General features: G+C 31.7%; 17 protein-coding genes and 1 pseudogene. 16 read left to right on the plus strand and 2 right to left on the minus strand.

The window, feature by feature from the left end; all coding sequences use genetic code 11:
* Nucleotides 1-28: 28 nt before the first annotated feature.
* The 6 genes from Q0935_RS11970 to Q0935_RS11995 all read left to right on the plus strand — a co-directional run bounded on the left by Q0935_RS11970 (nucleotide 29) and on the right by Q0935_RS11995 (nucleotide 5,103).
* Nucleotides 29-2,497 carry a DUF5686 and carboxypeptidase regulatory-like domain-containing protein gene (locus Q0935_RS11970; RefSeq protein WP_299386288.1) on the plus strand — a complete coding sequence of 823 codons (2,469 nt, stop codon included), beginning with the start codon at nucleotides 29-31 and terminating at the stop codon, nucleotides 2,495-2,497.
* A gap of 75 nt (nucleotides 2,498-2,572) precedes the next feature.
* Complete coding sequence (locus Q0935_RS11975) at nucleotides 2,573-3,136, plus strand: Crp/Fnr family transcriptional regulator (RefSeq protein ID WP_299386558.1); 564 nt, start codon at nucleotides 2,573-2,575, stop codon at nucleotides 3,134-3,136.
* Nucleotides 3,137-3,281: 145 nt separating this feature from the next.
* A complete protein-coding gene (locus Q0935_RS11980; protein WP_299386292.1) occupies nucleotides 3,282-4,100 on the plus strand; it encodes a type 1 glutamine amidotransferase domain-containing protein in 819 nt (272 codons plus the stop codon).
* Nucleotides 4,101-4,493, plus strand: coding sequence for an ACT domain-containing protein (locus Q0935_RS11985; protein WP_299386296.1), 393 nt, complete (start codon nucleotides 4,101-4,103; stop codon nucleotides 4,491-4,493). It begins immediately after the preceding gene.
* A gap of 15 nt (nucleotides 4,494-4,508) precedes the next feature.
* On the plus strand, nucleotides 4,509-4,835 hold the full coding sequence (locus tag Q0935_RS11990; RefSeq protein WP_299386299.1) for a multidrug efflux SMR transporter: 327 nt from the start codon (nucleotides 4,509-4,511) through the stop codon (nucleotides 4,833-4,835).
* A gap of 91 nt (nucleotides 4,836-4,926) precedes the next feature.
* Entirely contained in the window at nucleotides 4,927-5,103 is a 177-nt protein-coding gene (locus Q0935_RS11995) for a hypothetical protein (RefSeq protein ID WP_299386301.1), read from the plus strand.
* A 214-nt stretch (nucleotides 5,104-5,317) separates the two neighbouring features.
* Here Q0935_RS11995 and Q0935_RS12000 read toward each other — a convergent pair.
* Nucleotides 5,318-6,825: pseudogene (locus Q0935_RS12000) on the minus strand (succinate CoA transferase).
* Between the two features lie 179 nt (nucleotides 6,826-7,004).
* Between Q0935_RS12000 and Q0935_RS12005 the strand changes: the two are divergent.
* Both Q0935_RS12005 and Q0935_RS12010 read left to right on the plus strand, forming a co-directional pair.
* Nucleotides 7,005-7,811 carry an AraC family transcriptional regulator gene (locus Q0935_RS12005; RefSeq protein WP_299386305.1) on the plus strand — a complete coding sequence of 269 codons (807 nt, stop codon included), beginning with the start codon at nucleotides 7,005-7,007 and terminating at the stop codon, nucleotides 7,809-7,811.
* Between the two features lie 153 nt (nucleotides 7,812-7,964).
* Entirely contained in the window at nucleotides 7,965-8,852 is an 888-nt protein-coding gene (locus Q0935_RS12010) for a hypothetical protein (protein ID WP_299386309.1), read from the plus strand.
* Between the two features lie 382 nt (nucleotides 8,853-9,234).
* On the opposite strand, the gene Q0935_RS12015 is transcribed toward Q0935_RS12010, so the two are convergent.
* On the minus strand, nucleotides 9,235-9,876 hold the full coding sequence (locus Q0935_RS12015) for a protein-L-isoaspartate(D-aspartate) O-methyltransferase (RefSeq protein WP_299386312.1): 642 nt from the start codon (nucleotides 9,874-9,876) through the stop codon (nucleotides 9,235-9,237).
* A gap of 157 nt (nucleotides 9,877-10,033) precedes the next feature.
* Here Q0935_RS12015 and Q0935_RS12020 point away from each other — a divergent pair, with 157 nt between their 5' ends.
* From Q0935_RS12020 to miaA, 8 genes are all read left to right on the plus strand, one after another.
* Nucleotides 10,034-10,993, plus strand: a complete 960-nt coding sequence (locus Q0935_RS12020) for a Gfo/Idh/MocA family protein (RefSeq protein WP_100998729.1) — start codon at nucleotides 10,034-10,036, stop codon at nucleotides 10,991-10,993.
* Nucleotides 10,994-11,145: 152 nt separating this feature from the next.
* The gene (locus Q0935_RS12025; RefSeq protein WP_299386322.1) at nucleotides 11,146-12,036 is read left to right on the plus strand and encodes a 3-hydroxybutyryl-CoA dehydrogenase; all 891 of its coding nucleotides are present in this window, start codon (nucleotides 11,146-11,148) and stop codon (nucleotides 12,034-12,036) included.
* A 183-nt stretch (nucleotides 12,037-12,219) separates the two neighbouring features.
* Nucleotides 12,220-13,458, plus strand: coding sequence for a DUF1015 domain-containing protein (locus Q0935_RS12030; RefSeq protein WP_299386326.1), 1,239 nt, complete (start codon nucleotides 12,220-12,222; stop codon nucleotides 13,456-13,458).
* A gap of 77 nt (nucleotides 13,459-13,535) precedes the next feature.
* Entirely contained in the window at nucleotides 13,536-14,015 is a 480-nt protein-coding gene (locus Q0935_RS12035; protein ID WP_299386330.1) for a hypothetical protein, read from the plus strand.
* Between the two features lie 16 nt (nucleotides 14,016-14,031).
* Nucleotides 14,032-14,700, plus strand: a complete 669-nt coding sequence (locus Q0935_RS12040) for a YggS family pyridoxal phosphate-dependent enzyme (protein ID WP_299386334.1) — start codon at nucleotides 14,032-14,034, stop codon at nucleotides 14,698-14,700.
* 24 nt (nucleotides 14,701-14,724) lie between these two features.
* A complete protein-coding gene (locus Q0935_RS12045; protein WP_299386562.1) occupies nucleotides 14,725-16,104 on the plus strand; it encodes an exonuclease domain-containing protein in 1,380 nt (459 codons plus the stop codon).
* Between the two features lie 21 nt (nucleotides 16,105-16,125).
* A complete protein-coding gene (locus Q0935_RS12050) occupies nucleotides 16,126-16,986 on the plus strand; it encodes an ion transporter (protein ID WP_299386339.1) in 861 nt (286 codons plus the stop codon).
* A gap of 9 nt (nucleotides 16,987-16,995) precedes the next feature.
* Complete coding sequence (gene miaA / locus Q0935_RS12055; protein ID WP_299386343.1) at nucleotides 16,996-17,910, plus strand: tRNA (adenosine(37)-N6)-dimethylallyltransferase MiaA; 915 nt, start codon at nucleotides 16,996-16,998, stop codon at nucleotides 17,908-17,910.
* The last annotated feature ends 45 nt before the right edge of the window (nucleotides 17,911-17,955 follow it).

The following is a 17,955-nucleotide window of genomic DNA, read 5'->3' on the forward strand; positions in this document are numbered from 1 at the left end:
TCTATAGTAATAAAACCAACCTTTAAATATGAATAAATACCAACTACTCTGCCTTTCGTTTATTATTGCAAATTTTTCGTTTGCACAAATTACTGGAAACGTAACCTCCAACACTTCCGAAACGCTTCCTTTTGTTAATGTTTATTTAAATGACACCTATACAGGAACAACTACAAATGAAGAAGGCAATTACACTTTAGACATTTCTAAAACAGGAGACTACACTATTGTTTTTCAATATTTAGGTTTTAAAACACTTAAAAAAGAGGTTTCTATTACGTCTTTTCCATATGTTCTAGATGTTAAGCTTATTGATGAAAATATTACACTAAGTGAAGTAGTAATCAATTCCGAAGAAAATCCTGCAAATGAAATTATAAGAAATACCATTGCAAAACGTAAAGACGTTTTAGAAAAACTAAGTGAATACAAAGCCAATTTCTATTCTCGCGGACTTATAAAAATTAAAGGTGCTCCTAAAAAAGTATTTGGTCAAGATGTTGACGAAATGTTAGATGTAGCATTAGACTCTACAAGAAGTGGTATTATTTATTTATCTGAAACTATCTCGGAAATTGAATATAAAAAACCTAGACGTTTAAAAGAGAAAATTTTAGCATCCAAAGTGAGTGGAGACTCTAATGGATTTAGTTTTAACAACGCTTCAGATGTAGATTACAACTTTTACGACAACACAATAGAACTTGAAAACAATGTAATTTCTCCAATTGCAGATTATGCTTTTAATTATTACAAATACAAGCTTGAAGGTACTTTTTATGATAACAACAATAACCTCATCAATAAAATACTTATCACACCAAAACGCGATAACGATGCCGCTTTTTCAGGTTACATTTACATTGTAGAAGACCAATGGGTAATTTATGCAGCAGACGTTAGTATTACTGGAAAAAGATCAGGAATACCACCTATAGATGTCTTTAAAATAAAACAAACCTTTTCCTTTTCGGAAACCGATTCTGTTTGGGCTTTAATTTCGCAAACGCTCGATTTTAAATATGGCCTTTTTGGTTTTAATGGAGAAGGCAGATATACTTCTGTTTATAGCAATTATAATTTTACACCGGGATTTAGTGATAAAAACTTTACTAGAGAAGTTTTGTCTTTCGAAGAAAATTCTAATAAAAAAGACTCACTTTTTTGGGATGCAAAACGTCCTGTGCCTTTAACTATTGAAGAATCTACAGACTACCTTAAAAAGGACAGTATCCAATTGATTAAAGAGTCTAAACCTTATTTAGATTCTATCGATAAAAAGCACAACACTTTTAAACTGGGAGATATTTTAGGCGGTTACAGTTACCAAAACTCTCATAAAGACTATCGTTTTAGCATAGATTCTCCAATTGAGAAGATATCGTTTAACACCGTACAAGGCTGGAACGGAACTCTTGGTATGCGTTACACTAAAAATTACGACGAGTACAAACGTTATTTTAGTGTTTCTGGAGATGTTAATTATGGAGAAGCAGACGATCGCTTACGCGGAACAATTAATGCTCGCTATAAATTCAATAGTACTAACAATCGTTATATCTCTTTATCTGGAGGTGTAAAAACGGAACAATTTAATAGCTCTAACCCTATTTCTAAAACAGAAAACCTTGTAAGCACACTTATTTTTGAAGATAATTATATGAAGCTTTACGATAGAAGTTTTGTACAAGGGCAATATTACCAAGAAATTATTAATGGTGTTAGATTAAATTCTGTATTAGGTTTCGAACGTAGAAAGGCATTATTTAATAATTCGGATTATGTATTGGTTAACGAAGTTAGAGATGCTTACACAAGCAATAATCCTTTAGACGAAACCGATTTCACCTCAAAACCATTTAACACGCACAACATTGCAAAGCTTAATGTAAATGCAACAATTAATTTTGCTCAAGACTATTTAAGCTATCCAGATGGTAAATACAACATCCCTAACAGCAAGTACCCAACACTTACTTTAGGTTACGAAAAAGGTTTTGCTGCAACAGATTCTAATTATAATTTCGACCAATTTAAAGCCCGATTAAGACAACGTATAGATATTGGTAACAAGGGTGAATTTGAATACAATGCACAAGGTGGTCTTTTTGCAAATGCAGATAATATTGCTTTTATGGATTACCACCACTTTAATGGTAACCAAACCAATGTAAAGCTAGACGGTTCTTATTTATACTCGTTTAAAAACCTACCTTACTATGGACTAAGTACAAACGATAGCTATGCAGAACTGCATACCGAATATCGTTTTAATGGTTATATATTAAACAAGATTCCATTAATAAATAAACTAAACTTTAATCTTATTTTAGGCGCTAAAGCTGCGTTTACTCAAGAGAATAAACCGTATTCGGAATATTCTATTGGTGTAGATAATATTGGATTTGGTAAATTTAGATTCTTACGTGTGGATTATGTACGTTCGTACCAAAGTGGTTTTATTAACGATGCTGTTATGTTCGGGATTAGTCTTTAACTTATTACTAAGTAAACAGTAATCCTCTATCATAAAACTAACTTAACTTTAGAAAAATTGAGCACCAATAAGTACATGGAAATAAATCAAATTATTGATAACATATATCCACTACCTACTAAATCGAAAGATTTAATAAAGCAGTCGATAATTGAAACTAAACTTCCAAAAGGACATATTTTATTTAAAGCAAATAAAGTTGAAACCAGTATTTATTTTATCAAAAAAGGAATAGCAAGAGCTTATGCTTATTCAGATGAAAATGAGATAACATTTTGGTTTGGTAAAGAAGGTGCTCCTATTGTTTCTATGAAAAGCTATGTCAATAATGAAAAAGGATACGAAGATGTAGAGTTATTGGAAGATTGCGAGCTTTATGAGTTAAAAATAGAACAATTACAAAAGCTTTTTTTAGAAGACATTGAAATTGCTAATTGGGGACGTAAATTTGCGGAATTAGAACTTATAAAATCCGAAGAACGCCTTATTGCCTTACAGTTCAACACTGCAACCCAAAGATATTTAGCGCTTCTTAAAAATTATCCTAGCATTATACAGCGCGTGCAGTTATCTCATGTTGCCTCCTATTTAGGTATTACTCAAGTGAGTTTAAGTAGAATTAGAGCGAATATAAAATAAATTTCGTTTTTATCATTTGTTAAATAGTTTCTTCAAAATGTTTAAGATTTTTGCTCTGTAATATTATTCTTTGTTAGGGATGATAAATTCATCTTTTAATAAATTAAGAATAATCTAAAAACTAATTTTAAAACACATTTTAGATATGCTAAATAAGACAAAAATTAAAGCACTATTTTTTCTTTTATCATTTACAGCTTTACTATCAAGTTGTAATAATAAAAACAATGCGGTAAAACCAACTGTAAAAACAGAAACTACAAAAAGCAATGCATTAAAAAAGATACTATTTGTAGTTACAAGCCACAATGAAAAAGGAAATACTGGTGAAAAAACAGGTTATTATTTAGGCGAAGTTTCTCATCCTTGGGACGTATTACATTCCGCTGGTTACGAAATAGATTTTGTTAGCCCAAAAGGAGGAAAAGCACCTGTAGATGCTTTTGATATGACTGATGCTATCAACAAGAAATTTTGGGATAACGAAGAGTATCGTAATAAAATTGAAAACACAAAAACACCTAGCCAAGTAAACCCGGAAGATTATGTAGCAATCCATTACGCAGGTGGACATGGTGCTATGTGGGATTTTGCAGATAATACAGAAATAGCAGAAATAGCAAAGCAAATTTATGAAAACAACGGTGTAGTAAGTGCTGTTTGTCATGGACCTGCAGGAATTGTAAACATAAAATTAAGTAACGGATTGTATCTTGTAGATGGTAAAAAAGTAAACGCGTTTACAAACGAAGAAGAGGTTAAAGTAAAATTAGAAGATGTAGTTCCGTTTTTACTAGAAGATAAATTAACAGAACGCGGTGCTATTTTCGAAAAATCTGCACCTTTTACAGCACATGTAGTTACAGACCAAAGATTAGTAACTGGTCAAAACCCACAATCTGCACACAGTGTTGGAAAAGCGACTTTAAATGAATTACAAAAACTAGATAAAAACACTAAATAAATGAGCGGAGAAACGAAATTAGACGTCCTTTTAAAGTCTATGAAACCAAAACATAATGTTGGTGAATTTGTGTTTTGTAAAACTGATGATTTGGAACAAATAAACCTGAACCAAATTGTTATGTCTTTTAAAGAAGAAGAAAGCACCACTATTATTGCTAAAAAGGAAGTTGCAGACCAACTAAACTTAGACTATTCTTTTGTGGCTTCATGGATTACACTTACCGTACATTCCTCTTTAGAAGCCATTGGTTTAACAGCTGCTTTTTCGAATGCGTTATCCCATAACGGAATTAGCTGCAATGTTGTTGCTGCTTATTATCACGATCACATTTTTGTAGATACAAAAGACACTGAAAAAGCAATGGAAGTTTTAAATGCATTTTCAAAATAAAGAAATTAATTACAAATGAATTGGATACTATTAATAATAGCCGGACTTTTTGAAGTTGCTTTTGCTGCTTGCCTTGGCAAAGCTAAAGAAGCTACAGGAAGCGAGTCAACATATTGGTACATTGGCTTTTTTGTTTGCGTAGCTATAAGTATGCTTCTTCTTTTAAAAGCAACACAACAATTACCTATTGGTACAGCATATGCGGTTTGGACAGGTATTGGAGCTGTAGGAACTGTGTTGGTTGGAATTTTTGTTTTTAAAGAACCTGCCACATTATGGCGACTATTTTTTATTACTACATTAATTATCTCAATTGTAGGACTTAAAGCTGTTTCAGAATAAATAGTATAGAATAAAAAAAAGAGTTAATTTATACCAGAGAAAAGGTTTTATAAAAACAGGAACCTTTTGTTGAAACTTATAAAATTGAACAATGAAAAAGACACTTCCATTAATAGTAATTATTGCAAGTGTCATTTTATTGCTTGTAAATTATATAATGTCTGATTATATAAACCGTGGATTTTGGCTATCCACATTATCTAGTGCATTGATAATAGTCTCTATGGCGTTAACTATTAAAGCAAATAAAGATCAAGACAAAGATTAATAATTATCTCTTAACATATTTAAAACACTATGTCCAAAAAAGTTAAATCTATAATAACAGGCGGCCTATTTGGAGGTATTGTTTATGCAAGTATTATGGCTGGATTTGACTATGCTGATGGTGAAAATTTTAAAATATGACGGTTTTTAATTCATGCTTTAATTTTTGGTTTTTTTATGGGATGCATGACGTTTTACAACCTTAAAAAAAATAATTAAACATCACAATTAGCATAGGTATTCATTTTCATAGTACCATTAGTTTTAAGCTGCGTGTGCCAGCTAAAAGCATCTTTAAGAATGTGTGGTGTTTGTCCGCCTAAACTATAAGCCTTATCAAAATAACTTAGTAATTGCGCTCTATATTCTGGATGCACACAATTATTAATAATAAGCCTTGCACGTTCTACAGGTGCTAAACCTCTAACATCTGCTAAACCTTGCTCGGTAACCAAAACATCTACATCATGCTCTGTATGGTCGGTATGAGATACCATTGGTACAATATGCGAAATACTACCTCCTTTAGAAATTGAAGGACAAGCAAAAATACTTAGGTAGCCATTTCTAGCAAAGTCACCAGATCCGCCAATACCATTCATCATTTTTGTTCCTGTAATGTGTGTAGAATTCACGTTTCCGTATATATCAAACTCAATTGCGGTATTAATTCCAATAATTCCTAAACGGCTTATTACCTCAGCAGCATTACTAATATTCTGCGGTCTTAACACCAGCTTGCTTTTATAGTTCTCGAAATCTTTAAATATTTTATCCGAGCATTTTTGTGTAACTGTTATAGAGGATGCCGAAGCGAACACTAATTTTCCAGAATCGAAAAGGTCAAAAGTACTGTCTTGAAGCACCTCAGAATACATTGTCAAATTTTTAAATCGACTAGTAGTAAAACCTGCTAAAATAGCATTAGCCGTTTTCCCAATACCTGCTTGCAATGGTAAAAGTGATTCTGTTAGTCTGCCCTCATCTACTTCTTTACCTAAAAACTCAAGAATATGATTGGAAATAGCTTTAGTTTTTTCGTCTGGTTCGGAAATAACAGCAGGCGAATCTGGCATTGCAGTATAAACAATAGCAACCACTTTGCTAGGATCTATTTTAATAAACGGATCACCAATTCTAGTATCCGAACTTACAACAGGAATAATGTCTCGATTAGGTTGCTTTTTTAATACTTTAATATCATGTAATCCTAAAAAGCTTTCAGGAAAACTGGTATTAATTTCGATAATAATTTTATCTGCTTTTTCTAAAAATATAGGCGAATTACCCACAGATGTTGTTGGTACAATAAATCCATCAGCAGTAATTGAAACAGCTTCAATAATAGCAACATCAATTTTAAAAGTATCTATTTTTTGAAGCATATCTGCAGTCTGCCCTAAATGCTGATCTACATAAAGCACATCATGACTATTAATGCTTTTTCTTAAAGTCGCATCTGCTTGAAATGGCATACGCTTATGCAAAGCGCCATTTTTCGCTAAATTAGCATCCGTATCATATCCTAAAGATGCGCCACTTAATACCGTTACCTTTAACTCCTCATAAAGCGCTCTTTCTGCAATCATAGGCAAAACAGCTTTACTATCGCCTGCCTTTGTAAAACCACTAACACCTAAAATATCATTATTATTTATTAATAAAGCCGCTTTTCTGCTGTCTGTATTTTATCGATATAAGGTGTATAATTTATTCTTTGCATAATCTGAGTATTTTATAATTTTTGGGTTAAAAAATTTAGTATTTAATTAAAATTGGACTGCATACTGTGTTTTAAATAAAAATACTTCGGCAATTTATGTAAGATATTTAGTGTCTTTTTATTGATAAAAGACAATGTTTTATTAATTTAGTGCATTAAATATAATTGCTCCATTTATTATGAACAATAAATATTACTTAACAGAGGTCGATAAAAATCCTAGCAGCATATTTTGTTACCATACTACTATGAACGATTTATTTATTGAACATCACAGTCATGATAAAGGACAATTTTTATATACCGAAGGTGGCGTAGTCCATGTTAAAACTAATACCAGAATGTATTATTTACCAGCTAGACATTATATGTGGATTCCAGCAGGTATAAAACACGCCATCTACCCTAGTTCTCCAAAAGTTGTTATGCGAAACTTGTATTTTCCAATGCAATCTAACACTACAGAGTTTTATAAAAAAGAAGGCATTTATCACATTAATAATCTATTAATGGAGTTATTATTATTCACAAAAAACTGGAATGGCGATATTACTAAAGCTCACAAAAACAAATACCCAATTGTTTATGCTTTTAAAACACTTTTAGAACAAAGTGTATCGCATTCGTTACACTTAGAACTACCACACCCAACAGATAGTAGACTAATAAGCATTACCAAATATCTTTCGGATAAAATTGATCAAGAACACCTATTACCCAAATTGGCTTCCAATTTTAGTATGACAGATAAATCACTATACCGCCTTTTCAAGAAAGATTTAAACATGTCTTTTATTAAATATTACACACAGTTAAGAATATTTAAATCGCTAGAATATTTAATGAATTCCGATTATAACATTTCTCAAATAGCAAATATGGTTGGTTATAGCAGCTTACCTACATTTAGTAATACCTTTAGTAAAGTTATGGGTAAACGTCCTTCAGAATATAGAAAAACCAATGAGATTTATACAGAGTCTTAAGAAGACTATTAAAAATTTCATCTATGTTCAAATTTGACTTTTCAAAAAAATAGTCGAACTTCGTTTAACGTATGATATAAAACATTGAAACGCTTTTATATCATCGAAACATTGTGCATAATTATGAGAAACTCAATTAACATAATAATACTAATGCTTACATTAGGCTGTTATTCTCAATCAACTTTGAAATTTGTTGATTCGGAAACTGGAGAACCTGTTTGCGGATTTTATTCAAATATTTATAAAAATGGAAACACATTTGCTAATTGTGGAGCAACAAATGAAATCGGATTAAAAAAAATACGAGTTCGTGATTTTGATTCGTTAGCTACTTACCAAATTAGTGTGAGCAATCTGAAATATGAACCTATTTGGAAAGAAATTGACCTTACAAGAAATGATACCTTGACAATTTCCGTAAAAAAGAATCAATACTATATTGCTAGTTCAAACGAGTTATTATCCAAAGGATGCAGTCAATACTCTTTCAGTAATTATTATCCGAAAGAACCAAGAAGTCTGTCTGACCTGCCAAAAAACATTGCGGAAAAGGTTTCAGAGTATTTAAAAAATAGAGTTGGTTCAAAAAATTATTCTGATTTCAATCTAATTGGTGGTCAAATAATCGAAATTGATGAATACAAAAAAAGAAATCCAAAATCGAAGACAAAAATAGCTTACTATTTATGTTTCGGTTATAGAAATTTGGAATCAGGAATTGCTATGTATTCTTCAAAAATTCATCTTGATGAAAATGGAAATATTTTAAAAGATATTGGATTTCCAAAAACAAAAAACAAAGTCAGCTTAATTAGTTTGTCGGAAATAAAGAAAAAAGCAACTGATGATGGTTATTACAAAAATGACAAAACTAAAATAGCAATGGAGTATTTTTCAAAGAGTAATATTTTAGTTTGGAAATTTGTTAATGAGACATATAATAAAGATTACACTTATTTGAAAGAAGAAATATTCTATAATGCTTTTAACGGAAAATTCATCAGAGTCGATTCGAATAAAGGAGAATGGATAGATTAAAATAACTATGCACAACACCGTGTATAATTAATGTCTAGTTCTCGCCTACTTACGAAAATCCTCGCGGATTTTCTATTCAGTAATTATTTGCTAAATTAGTTGCTTAAACACGCCACTAATCATACACAATCACGTTCTGGTTAATGCTACGCTACGCTCGCATTAACCAGAACCCGACGAGGGCTTCGCCCGAGTTCTTCTTCATTGCAAAGCTACGCTTCGCACTAAACAAGAACTCTTGGTTATAAGTTATTTTAACCTTACAGATATTTCCAATATCTTACAGATCAAAACAACTCATAACCCTCGTCGGGTTAAACGAATCTTTTCAAAATAAAAACAGAGTAACAAAATTAGATTCGGCCAAAGCTTTACCCAACTACTAATTCTTATCCTCTAAAAGCGGAACAAATCGAAACTCACCAAACTCCGTTTTATCAAATTCTTTAAGACCTTTTCTAACAAAAAGCGTCATGGTTTGCACGTTATCTCCCACAGGTATAACCAAGCGACCACCAATTTCAAGCTGAGCAAGTAATGGCTTAGGTACAAAAGGTGCTCCTGCTGTAACAATAATACTTTTAAAAGGTGCTTCTTCTACCAAACCTTTATAACCATCGCCAAAAATAAATTTCTTAGCTCTAAATCCTAATTTTGGTAAAAACTTACTTGTTTTTTTAAACAACTCTTGCTGCCTTTCAATACTATAAACTTTAGCACCTAAATCGCACAAAACAGCTGTTTGGTAACCACTACCTGTACCAATTTCAAGTACTTTATCTCCTCTAGTAATTTCCATTAATTCTGTTTGGAAAGCTACAGTATAAGGTTGTGATATTGTTTGGTCCGCAGCAATAGGAAACGCTTTATCTTGGTAAGCATGGTCTAAAAAACTAGAATCCATAAACAAATGCCTTGGTATTTTTCCAATAGCATTTAGCACTGCTTTATCGGTAATACCTTTGTTTACTAATATATTAACTAATTGTTGTCTTAGGCCTTTATGTTTAAAAGTATCTTGCAAAATGGTGGAAAGTTTAGAACGATAAAATTAATGAAACAATTTTCGTTTTAAAAGCAAATAATGGATTTTAATTATATTGTTAATACCCATTAAAAATATAATCAAATTTGCCAAATTCGTAGGTAAATATCTTATTTTTGAAAAAAACGTAAATAGAATGCTAAACGCTGGAGTTTTAGGTGCTGGACACCTAGGGAAAATTCATTTAAGATTACTTAATCAATCTAATAAATATAACCTTGTTGGTTTTTACGATTCTAGTGAAGAGAACGGTAAAAAGGTAGAAGCAGAATTTGGTTATAAATACTTTAATTCTATAGAGGCTTTAATAGATGCCGTAGACATGGTAGATATTGTAACACCTACACTTTCTCATTACGATTGTGCTAGACAAGCCATTGCTAAGGGCAAACATATTTTTATAGAAAAGCCTATTACAAATACTGTTGAAGAAGCCGAAACATTAAGAACTTTAGTTGCCGAACATGGTGTTAAAGGACAAGTTGGGCACGTTGAGCGTTTTAATCCTGCTTTTATAGCAATAAAACACCAACTAGATAGCCCAATGTTTATAGAAGCGCATCGTTTAGCAGAATTTAACCCAAGAGGAACAGATGTTCCTGTGGTTTTAGATTTAATGATTCATGATATAGATGTTATTTTAAGCGTTGTACAATCTAAAGTTAAAAGTGTTTCTGCAAGTGGCGTTTCGGTAATTAGTGATACACCAGATATTGCAAATGCACGTATAGAATTTGTAAACGGTTGTGTTGCTAATTTAACAGCAAGTAGAATTTCGCTAAAGAATATGCGTAAAACACGTTTCTTTCAAAAAGACGCTTACATATCTGTAGATTTCTTAGAGAAAAAATGTGAAGTTGTAAAAATGAAAGACGCTCCAGAAACTCCTGGAGATTTCGATATGATTCTTCAAAATGCTGAAGGTATCAAAAAGCAAATTTATTTCGATAATCCAGATGTGCCTAGTAACAATGCGATTTTAGATGAATTAGAAAGTTTTGCTGATGCTATAAACACCAACACAAAACCAATAGTTACATTACATGACGGTACTGAAGCTTTACGTGTTGCTAGTATGATTATCGATCAGTTTTAAATCTGTTTTTAACTCTCCTCTTTAACTAAAGAGGAGAATGAATTTTGATTTCTCATTTTAAAGAAATCAAAAGAAAGAGGAGTTTTATAAATATTTTAAATAAACAAATAAGTTTTCCGTCTTCGCGGAAACAAAAAACAATATTTTTTTTTATGAAAAACGTAGCAGTAATTGGAGCAGGAACTATGGGAAATGGTATCGCTCATACCTTTGCACAATCAGGTTTTAAAGTACAATTAATAGATATTAGTGAAGACTCACTAAAAAGAGGAATTGCAACCATTACTAAGAATTTAGATAGAATGGTCGCTAAAGAAAAAATTACAGAAGCTAATAAAATTGATACTTTATCAAATATAACAACATATACTAGCGTAAAAGAAGGTGTAGAATTTGCAAGTTTAGTTGTAGAAGCAGCAACCGAAAACATTGATTTAAAACTAAAGATTTTTAAGCAGTTAGATGAGGTTTGCCCAGAAGATACTATTCTAGCAACAAACACATCGTCTATATCAATAACTCAAATTGGTGCAGTAACTTCTCGACCAGAAATGGTAATTGGTATGCATTTCATGAATCCAGTGCCAATTATGAAATTGGTAGAGATTATTCGTGGTTATAACACTAGCGACGAAGTAACAAATACTATCATGGAATTATCTAGAACACTAGGTAAAACACCAACAGAAGTAAACGATTATCCTGGATTTGTTGCCAATAGAATATTAATGCCAATGCTTAACGAGTCTATAGAAACACTTTATAATGGTGTTGCTGGAGTTGAAGAGATTGATACTGTTATGAAACTAGGTATGGCACACCCAATGGGACCATTACAATTAGCAGATTTTATAGGTTTAGACGTTTGTTTATCTATATTAAACGTAATGTACGACGGTTTTAAAAACCCTAAATATGCACCATGTCCATTATTAGTAAATATGGTACGTGCAGGAAAATTAGGTGTAAAATCTGGTGAAGGTTTTTACGATTACTCTGAAAGTAGAAAAGCTGAAAAAGTTGCTAAACAATTTTTGAAATAAACCTCCTTTTTTGATTGCTAAATAGGCTGTCATTGCGAGGACGAAGGACGTGGCAATCTCTTAAATTGAAATCCAATTAAATAGATTCCCACGTTTTTTTTATTGAAAAAATTCGTAATTACATATTATAATATCGATAACAAAATTAATTAAATAGGTTCCTGAATTTATAGGAAGTAAATTATGGCAAACATAAAACCTTTTTGCGCAGTAAAACCAACACGAGATAAAGTAAGCCTTGTAGCTTCACGCTCGTACCAAAGTTATACGCAAGCAGAACGCGAAGGCCGTTTAAATTACAATCCGTTTTCGTTTTTACATATTGTTAATCCCGGTTACAAATATGCCAAGGAGATTTCTGGTGCAGAACGCTATCAACTGGTTAAAAACCGCTATTTAGAATTTAAAGAAGATGGTGTTTTTAAACAAGACAAAAAACCATCGTTTTACATTTATAAAATTGTAGATCGCGACCAGCAAACCTTTAATGGTATTGTTGCGGCTGCAAGTGTAGAAGATTACCAAAACGATGTTATAAAAAAACACGAAGACACTATAGCTAGTCGTGAAATTGTTTTTAAAGACTATTTAAAAACGGTTGGTTTTAATGCTGAACCTGTGCTCCTCACCTATCCTGATAATAACGCTATTTCAAATGTTATTACCGAAATACAGAAAGAGCGCGCAGAATTCGAATTCACAACCACTTATAGAGACACACATTATTTATGGCAAATAGATAACGAAGCCCATATTAAAATAATTACTGAAGCATTTGCTAGCATGAACACGCTTTATATTGCAGATGGACATCATCGTTCGTCTTCATCAAATTTACTTTGTAAAAATTTAAAAGCCGAAAACAAAAACCACAATGGCGATGAGACTTATAATTATTTTATGAGTTTCTTAATTCCAGAGTCCGAGTTGCAAATTCATGAATTTAATAGGCTTGCAAAAGACTTAAACGGATTAACAAAAGAAGAGTTTTTAATTAAACTAGACACAACGTACCGTATAGAAAACCGTGGTATTATGCCATACAAACCATCTAAACCTCATCATTTTAGTATGTATTTAGATGGCGAGTTTTATTCGCTATACTTACGTAAAGCAAGTTATAAATTTGAAACCTCTTTAGATGAACTCGATGCACAACTACTCTATCAAACCATTTTAAAACCAATTTTAGAAATAGAAGATTTACGACACGATAAACGCATCGATTATTTAAGCGGTAAAAAAGATATTGTAAACCTTAAAAGTAAAATAGACAGTGGTGAGTTTAAAGTCGGTTTTGGTATGATTCCTGCTACAATAGAACAAATGAAACGCATTGCAGACGATGGACTTAAAATGCCACCAAAAAGCACTTATATTGAGCCTAAACTGAGAAGTGGCGTTACTATTTATGAGTTTTGACAAATGTTATTTATTGAGGTGTTTGTCATTTCTTTGAAACAACTAAACAACAAACTTCTTTAAAACAAACAAAATCAATGAGTATTAAACAAATATTAATTATTGGAACATTATTAACAATGATGAATTCGTGGTCACAAAATTTAACCTGTGACGATTTTAAAACAGGTGAATTTTATATTCCTCAAACATCAGTTTCAAAAAGCTACACGATTGTTTCAAATGATAGTATTAGAAAAATTGACAAAGAAAGAGACAAACAAGTCCAACAGTACATTGTAATTAGGGACATAAAAACTCAAACTGAATGGAAGAATGGAATAAATAATGGTAATCCAACATATGAAAAAATTGAATGGATTGATAAATGTTCTTATCGGTTGACTTATGATGAATCTAAAATGGAATTGGATGAATATGAAAATTGGGTTAATTCAAATAAAGGAATCATTGTCTCAAAAATTAACATTGAAAATAAGTGCATGTTTTACGATGCAACAATGACTACAAACGAAGGTCAAACAATATCTCAAAAAGGACAAATTTGTAAGAAATAAAACTATTTGATTAATAATGAACATAGAAAACAACCTAAACAACATAAAACAAACACTTCCTGAACACGTAACATTAGTTGCCGTTTCTAAAACAAAACCGGTGAGTGATTTAATGGAAGCATACAATGCAGGGCAACGCATTTTTGGAGAAAACAAAATCCAAGAAATGGCAGACAAGTTCGAGCAAATGCCAAAAGATATCGAATGGCATATGATTGGACACGTACAAACTAATAAGGTAAAGTACATGGCTTCTTTTGTTAGCTTAATACATGGTGTCGAAAGTTTTAAATTATTGAAAGAAGTAAATAAACAAGCTTTAAAACACGACAGAGTTATAGACTGTTTACTTCAAATTAAAATAGCCGAAGAAGATTCTAAATTTGGAATGTCTGCAAAAGAAGCTTCAAATATTTTACAATCGGAAAATTTTTCAGCATTAAAAAATATTAAAGTAATTGGTGTTATGGGAATGGCAACTTTTACAGAAAACATACTTCAAATTGAAAAAGAATTCAGACTTTTAAAGTCTACTTTAGAAAATTTAAAAGTGACTGAAACTACAAACTGCCAACTACAAACTATTTCTATGGGAATGAGTGGAGATTACAAACTAGCAATAGATTGTGGAAGTACAATGGTTCGCGTAGGAAGTAGTATCTTTGGAAACAGAAATTACAACTAGTAATATAATAAAACAACATACAGTATCTACGCAATAATAGACATAGAAACCACAGGTGGTAAGTATAACGAAGAAGGCATAACAGAGATTGCTATTTACAAATTTGATGGTCACGAGATTGTAGACCAGTTTATTAGTTTAGTAAATCCGGAAAGAGAAATCCAACCATTTGTTGTAAACCTTACTGGTATTAACAGTAACATGTTAAAAAATGCACCTAAGTTTTACGAAATAGCAAAACGAGTTGTAGAAATTACTGAAGGCTGCGTAGTTGTGGCACATAATGCGCAATTTGACAACCGAATATTAACTACAGAATTTAAGCGATTAGGTTTCGATTTCGATCGAGAAACGTTATGTACTGTAGAGCTAGCAAAAACACTTATTCCAGATTTACCATCTTACAGTTTAGGTAAATTAGTACGTTCTCTAGGTATACCGGTTACAGACAGGCATCGTGCTTCTGGAGATGCACTAGCTACAGTAAAACTCTTTAAATTATTATTGAGTAAAGATGTTGAAAAAACCATTATTCAAACCTTTTTAAGAAAGCATCCTAAGCTACAACTAGAACCGAAACTAACAGATATTATTGCTCAAATGCCTTCGGAAACAGGCGTGTATTACATACATAACAAAGAGGGCAATATTATTTATATTGGCAAGAGTAAGAATATTAAAAAACGAATAAATCAGCATTTTACTGGTACAGATAGAAAGTCTAAAAAAATTCAAATTCAAGTAGCAACAGTAACTTACGATGCTACAGGAAGCGAACTTATAGCTTTATTAAAAGAGAGTCACGAAATAAAACAAAACAAACCTATTTTTAACCGTGCAATGAGAAAGACAAAAATTTCTCATGCATTGTACAGTTCTACAGATAGTAATGGTTATATAAATTTAACGATTGCTAATGCAGACGGCCGCAAAAAGGTTATAACAACTTTTAATAATAAGCAAAGTGCTAAAGACTTTTTACATCGTGCAGTAGAAACATATTCTTTATGTTTAAAATTATGCGATTTAGAAAAAACGACCAATAGTTGTTTTAGATACGAATTAAAAGAATGTGAAGGTGCTTGTTTAAATGAAGAAAACACAGTACTTTACAATAATCGTGTTAACGAGTTTATTGAAAAATACAGCTATAAAGATCAAAACATGATTATTATAGATAAAGGTAGAAAAGTAGATGAACGTAGTGCTATTTTAATTGAAAACGGCGCTTTTAAAGGCTATGGTTTTTACGACTTAAATCACCAAATAAACAATATTGACATTCTTAAATCTATTATCATTCCTATGAGTAATAATAGATACACACAGCATATAATACAAAGTTATTTACGAAAAAATAAACGCCTTAAGGTTTTAAAATTTGAGCCTAATACAAAGGAATAATCTTTTTAGTATTTTTGAATTATGAGTAAACCAATTAAAGCCAACTGGAGAAATAGACTTCATGAGATTATTTACGAAGCAGATACACCTGCCGGTAAATTATTTGATGTTGTGTTACTTATTTTTATTCTTGCAAGCATTGCTCTGGTAATGCTTGAGAGTGTTAGCTCTATTGACGCTAGATACCACAAAGCATTATACATTGGCGAATGGCTAGTAACTATTCTTTTTTCTATTGAATATATTGCCAGAATTATTACCGTAAAAAAACCAAAAAAGTACATATTTAGTTTTTATGGAATTATAGATTTTTTATCTACTATCCCAATGTATCTGTCTTTTATATTAGCAGGAAGTCACGCTTTAGTGGCTTTAAGAGCATTACGTTTATTGCGCGTTTTTAGAATTTTAAAATTGGCGAGATACATGGGAGCATCGAACCAATTAGCTAGTGCTATTAAATCTAGTCGTGCAAAAATATCTGTGTTTCTATTTGCTGTAATTATTGCCTCAATTATTTTTGGTACGTTAATGTATTTAGTAGAAGGCGAAGAAAATGGTTTTACTAACATTCCTAAAAGTGTCTATTGGTGCATTGTAACATTAACAACTGTAGGTTTTGGTGATATTACACCACAAACTCCTTTTGGTCAATTTCTTGCTACGCTTATTATGGTTTTAGGTTATGGCATTATTGCTGTACCAACAGGAATTGTTTCTGCCGAGTATAGCAAATCACTTACTAAAAAAGACGAAGAAAATAATGGTGAGCCTGATAAAGTTCAGCTTAACTCTCAATCTTGCCAGAATTGCTTAACAACAAGACATAAAGATGGTGCCGAGTATTGTTATAATTGCGGCCACAACTTACATATAGAATAAACCCACTCATTGAACTCTAAAAACAAATACCTTATCTCTATTGTTGGACCTACAGCAATAGGAAAAACAAGTTTGAGTATTAAACTTGCCCAGCATTATAATACCGAAATACTATCTGCAGATTCTAGACAGTTTTTTAAAGAGATGCAAATTGGTACTGCTGCTCCAACGCTTGAAGAACTATCTCAAGCTAAGCATCATTTTATTCATAACAAATCTATTGAAGAAGAGTATAATGTTGGTGCTTTTGAAAAAGAAGCTATTGCAACTTTAGATATTTTATTTAAATCTCATGATTATGTAATTATGGTTGGTGGTTCTGGCCTTTATGTAGATGCTGTTACAAAAGGATTAGATTATTTTCCTGAGGTGGATAAAAGCATCAGAGAACGGCTAAATTTGGAATTGGTTGAAAACGGCCTGGAGGCGCTTCAGCTTCAGCTAAAAAAATTAGATATTGAAGCTTACAATACCATCGCGATAGACAATCCTAAGCGTGTTATAAGAGCCTTAGAGATTTGTATTGGAAGTGAAAAACCATATTCTTCGTTTTTAAATAAAGACAAAAACAAGCGTAATTTTAAAACCATAACTATTGGTTTAACTGCCGAAAGAGAAACCATATACAATCGTATTAATAAACGTGTTGATATTATGATGGCCGAAGGACAGCTTGAAGAAGCAAAATCTCTTATAGACAAGCAACATCTTAACGCTTTAAATACTGTTGGTTACAAAGAGCTCTTTAATTATTTTAAAGACGAATGGACGCTTGATTTTGCTATTGCAGAAATGAAAAAAAACTCGCGACGTTTTGCTAAACGCCAATTAACTTGGTTTAAACGTAATGAAAACACGTTGTGGTTTGATTATGAAACAAGTGTTAATGAAATACTTACTACCATAGAAAGTAAATTTAAATAAGCTCTAGTTTAGAGAAACTAATATTATATTAGTGCTTATTACACT

The sequence above is a fragment of the uncultured Lacinutrix sp. genome, from assembly GCF_947500605.1.
Lineage (GTDB): Bacteria > Bacteroidota > Bacteroidia > Flavobacteriales > Flavobacteriaceae > Lacinutrix.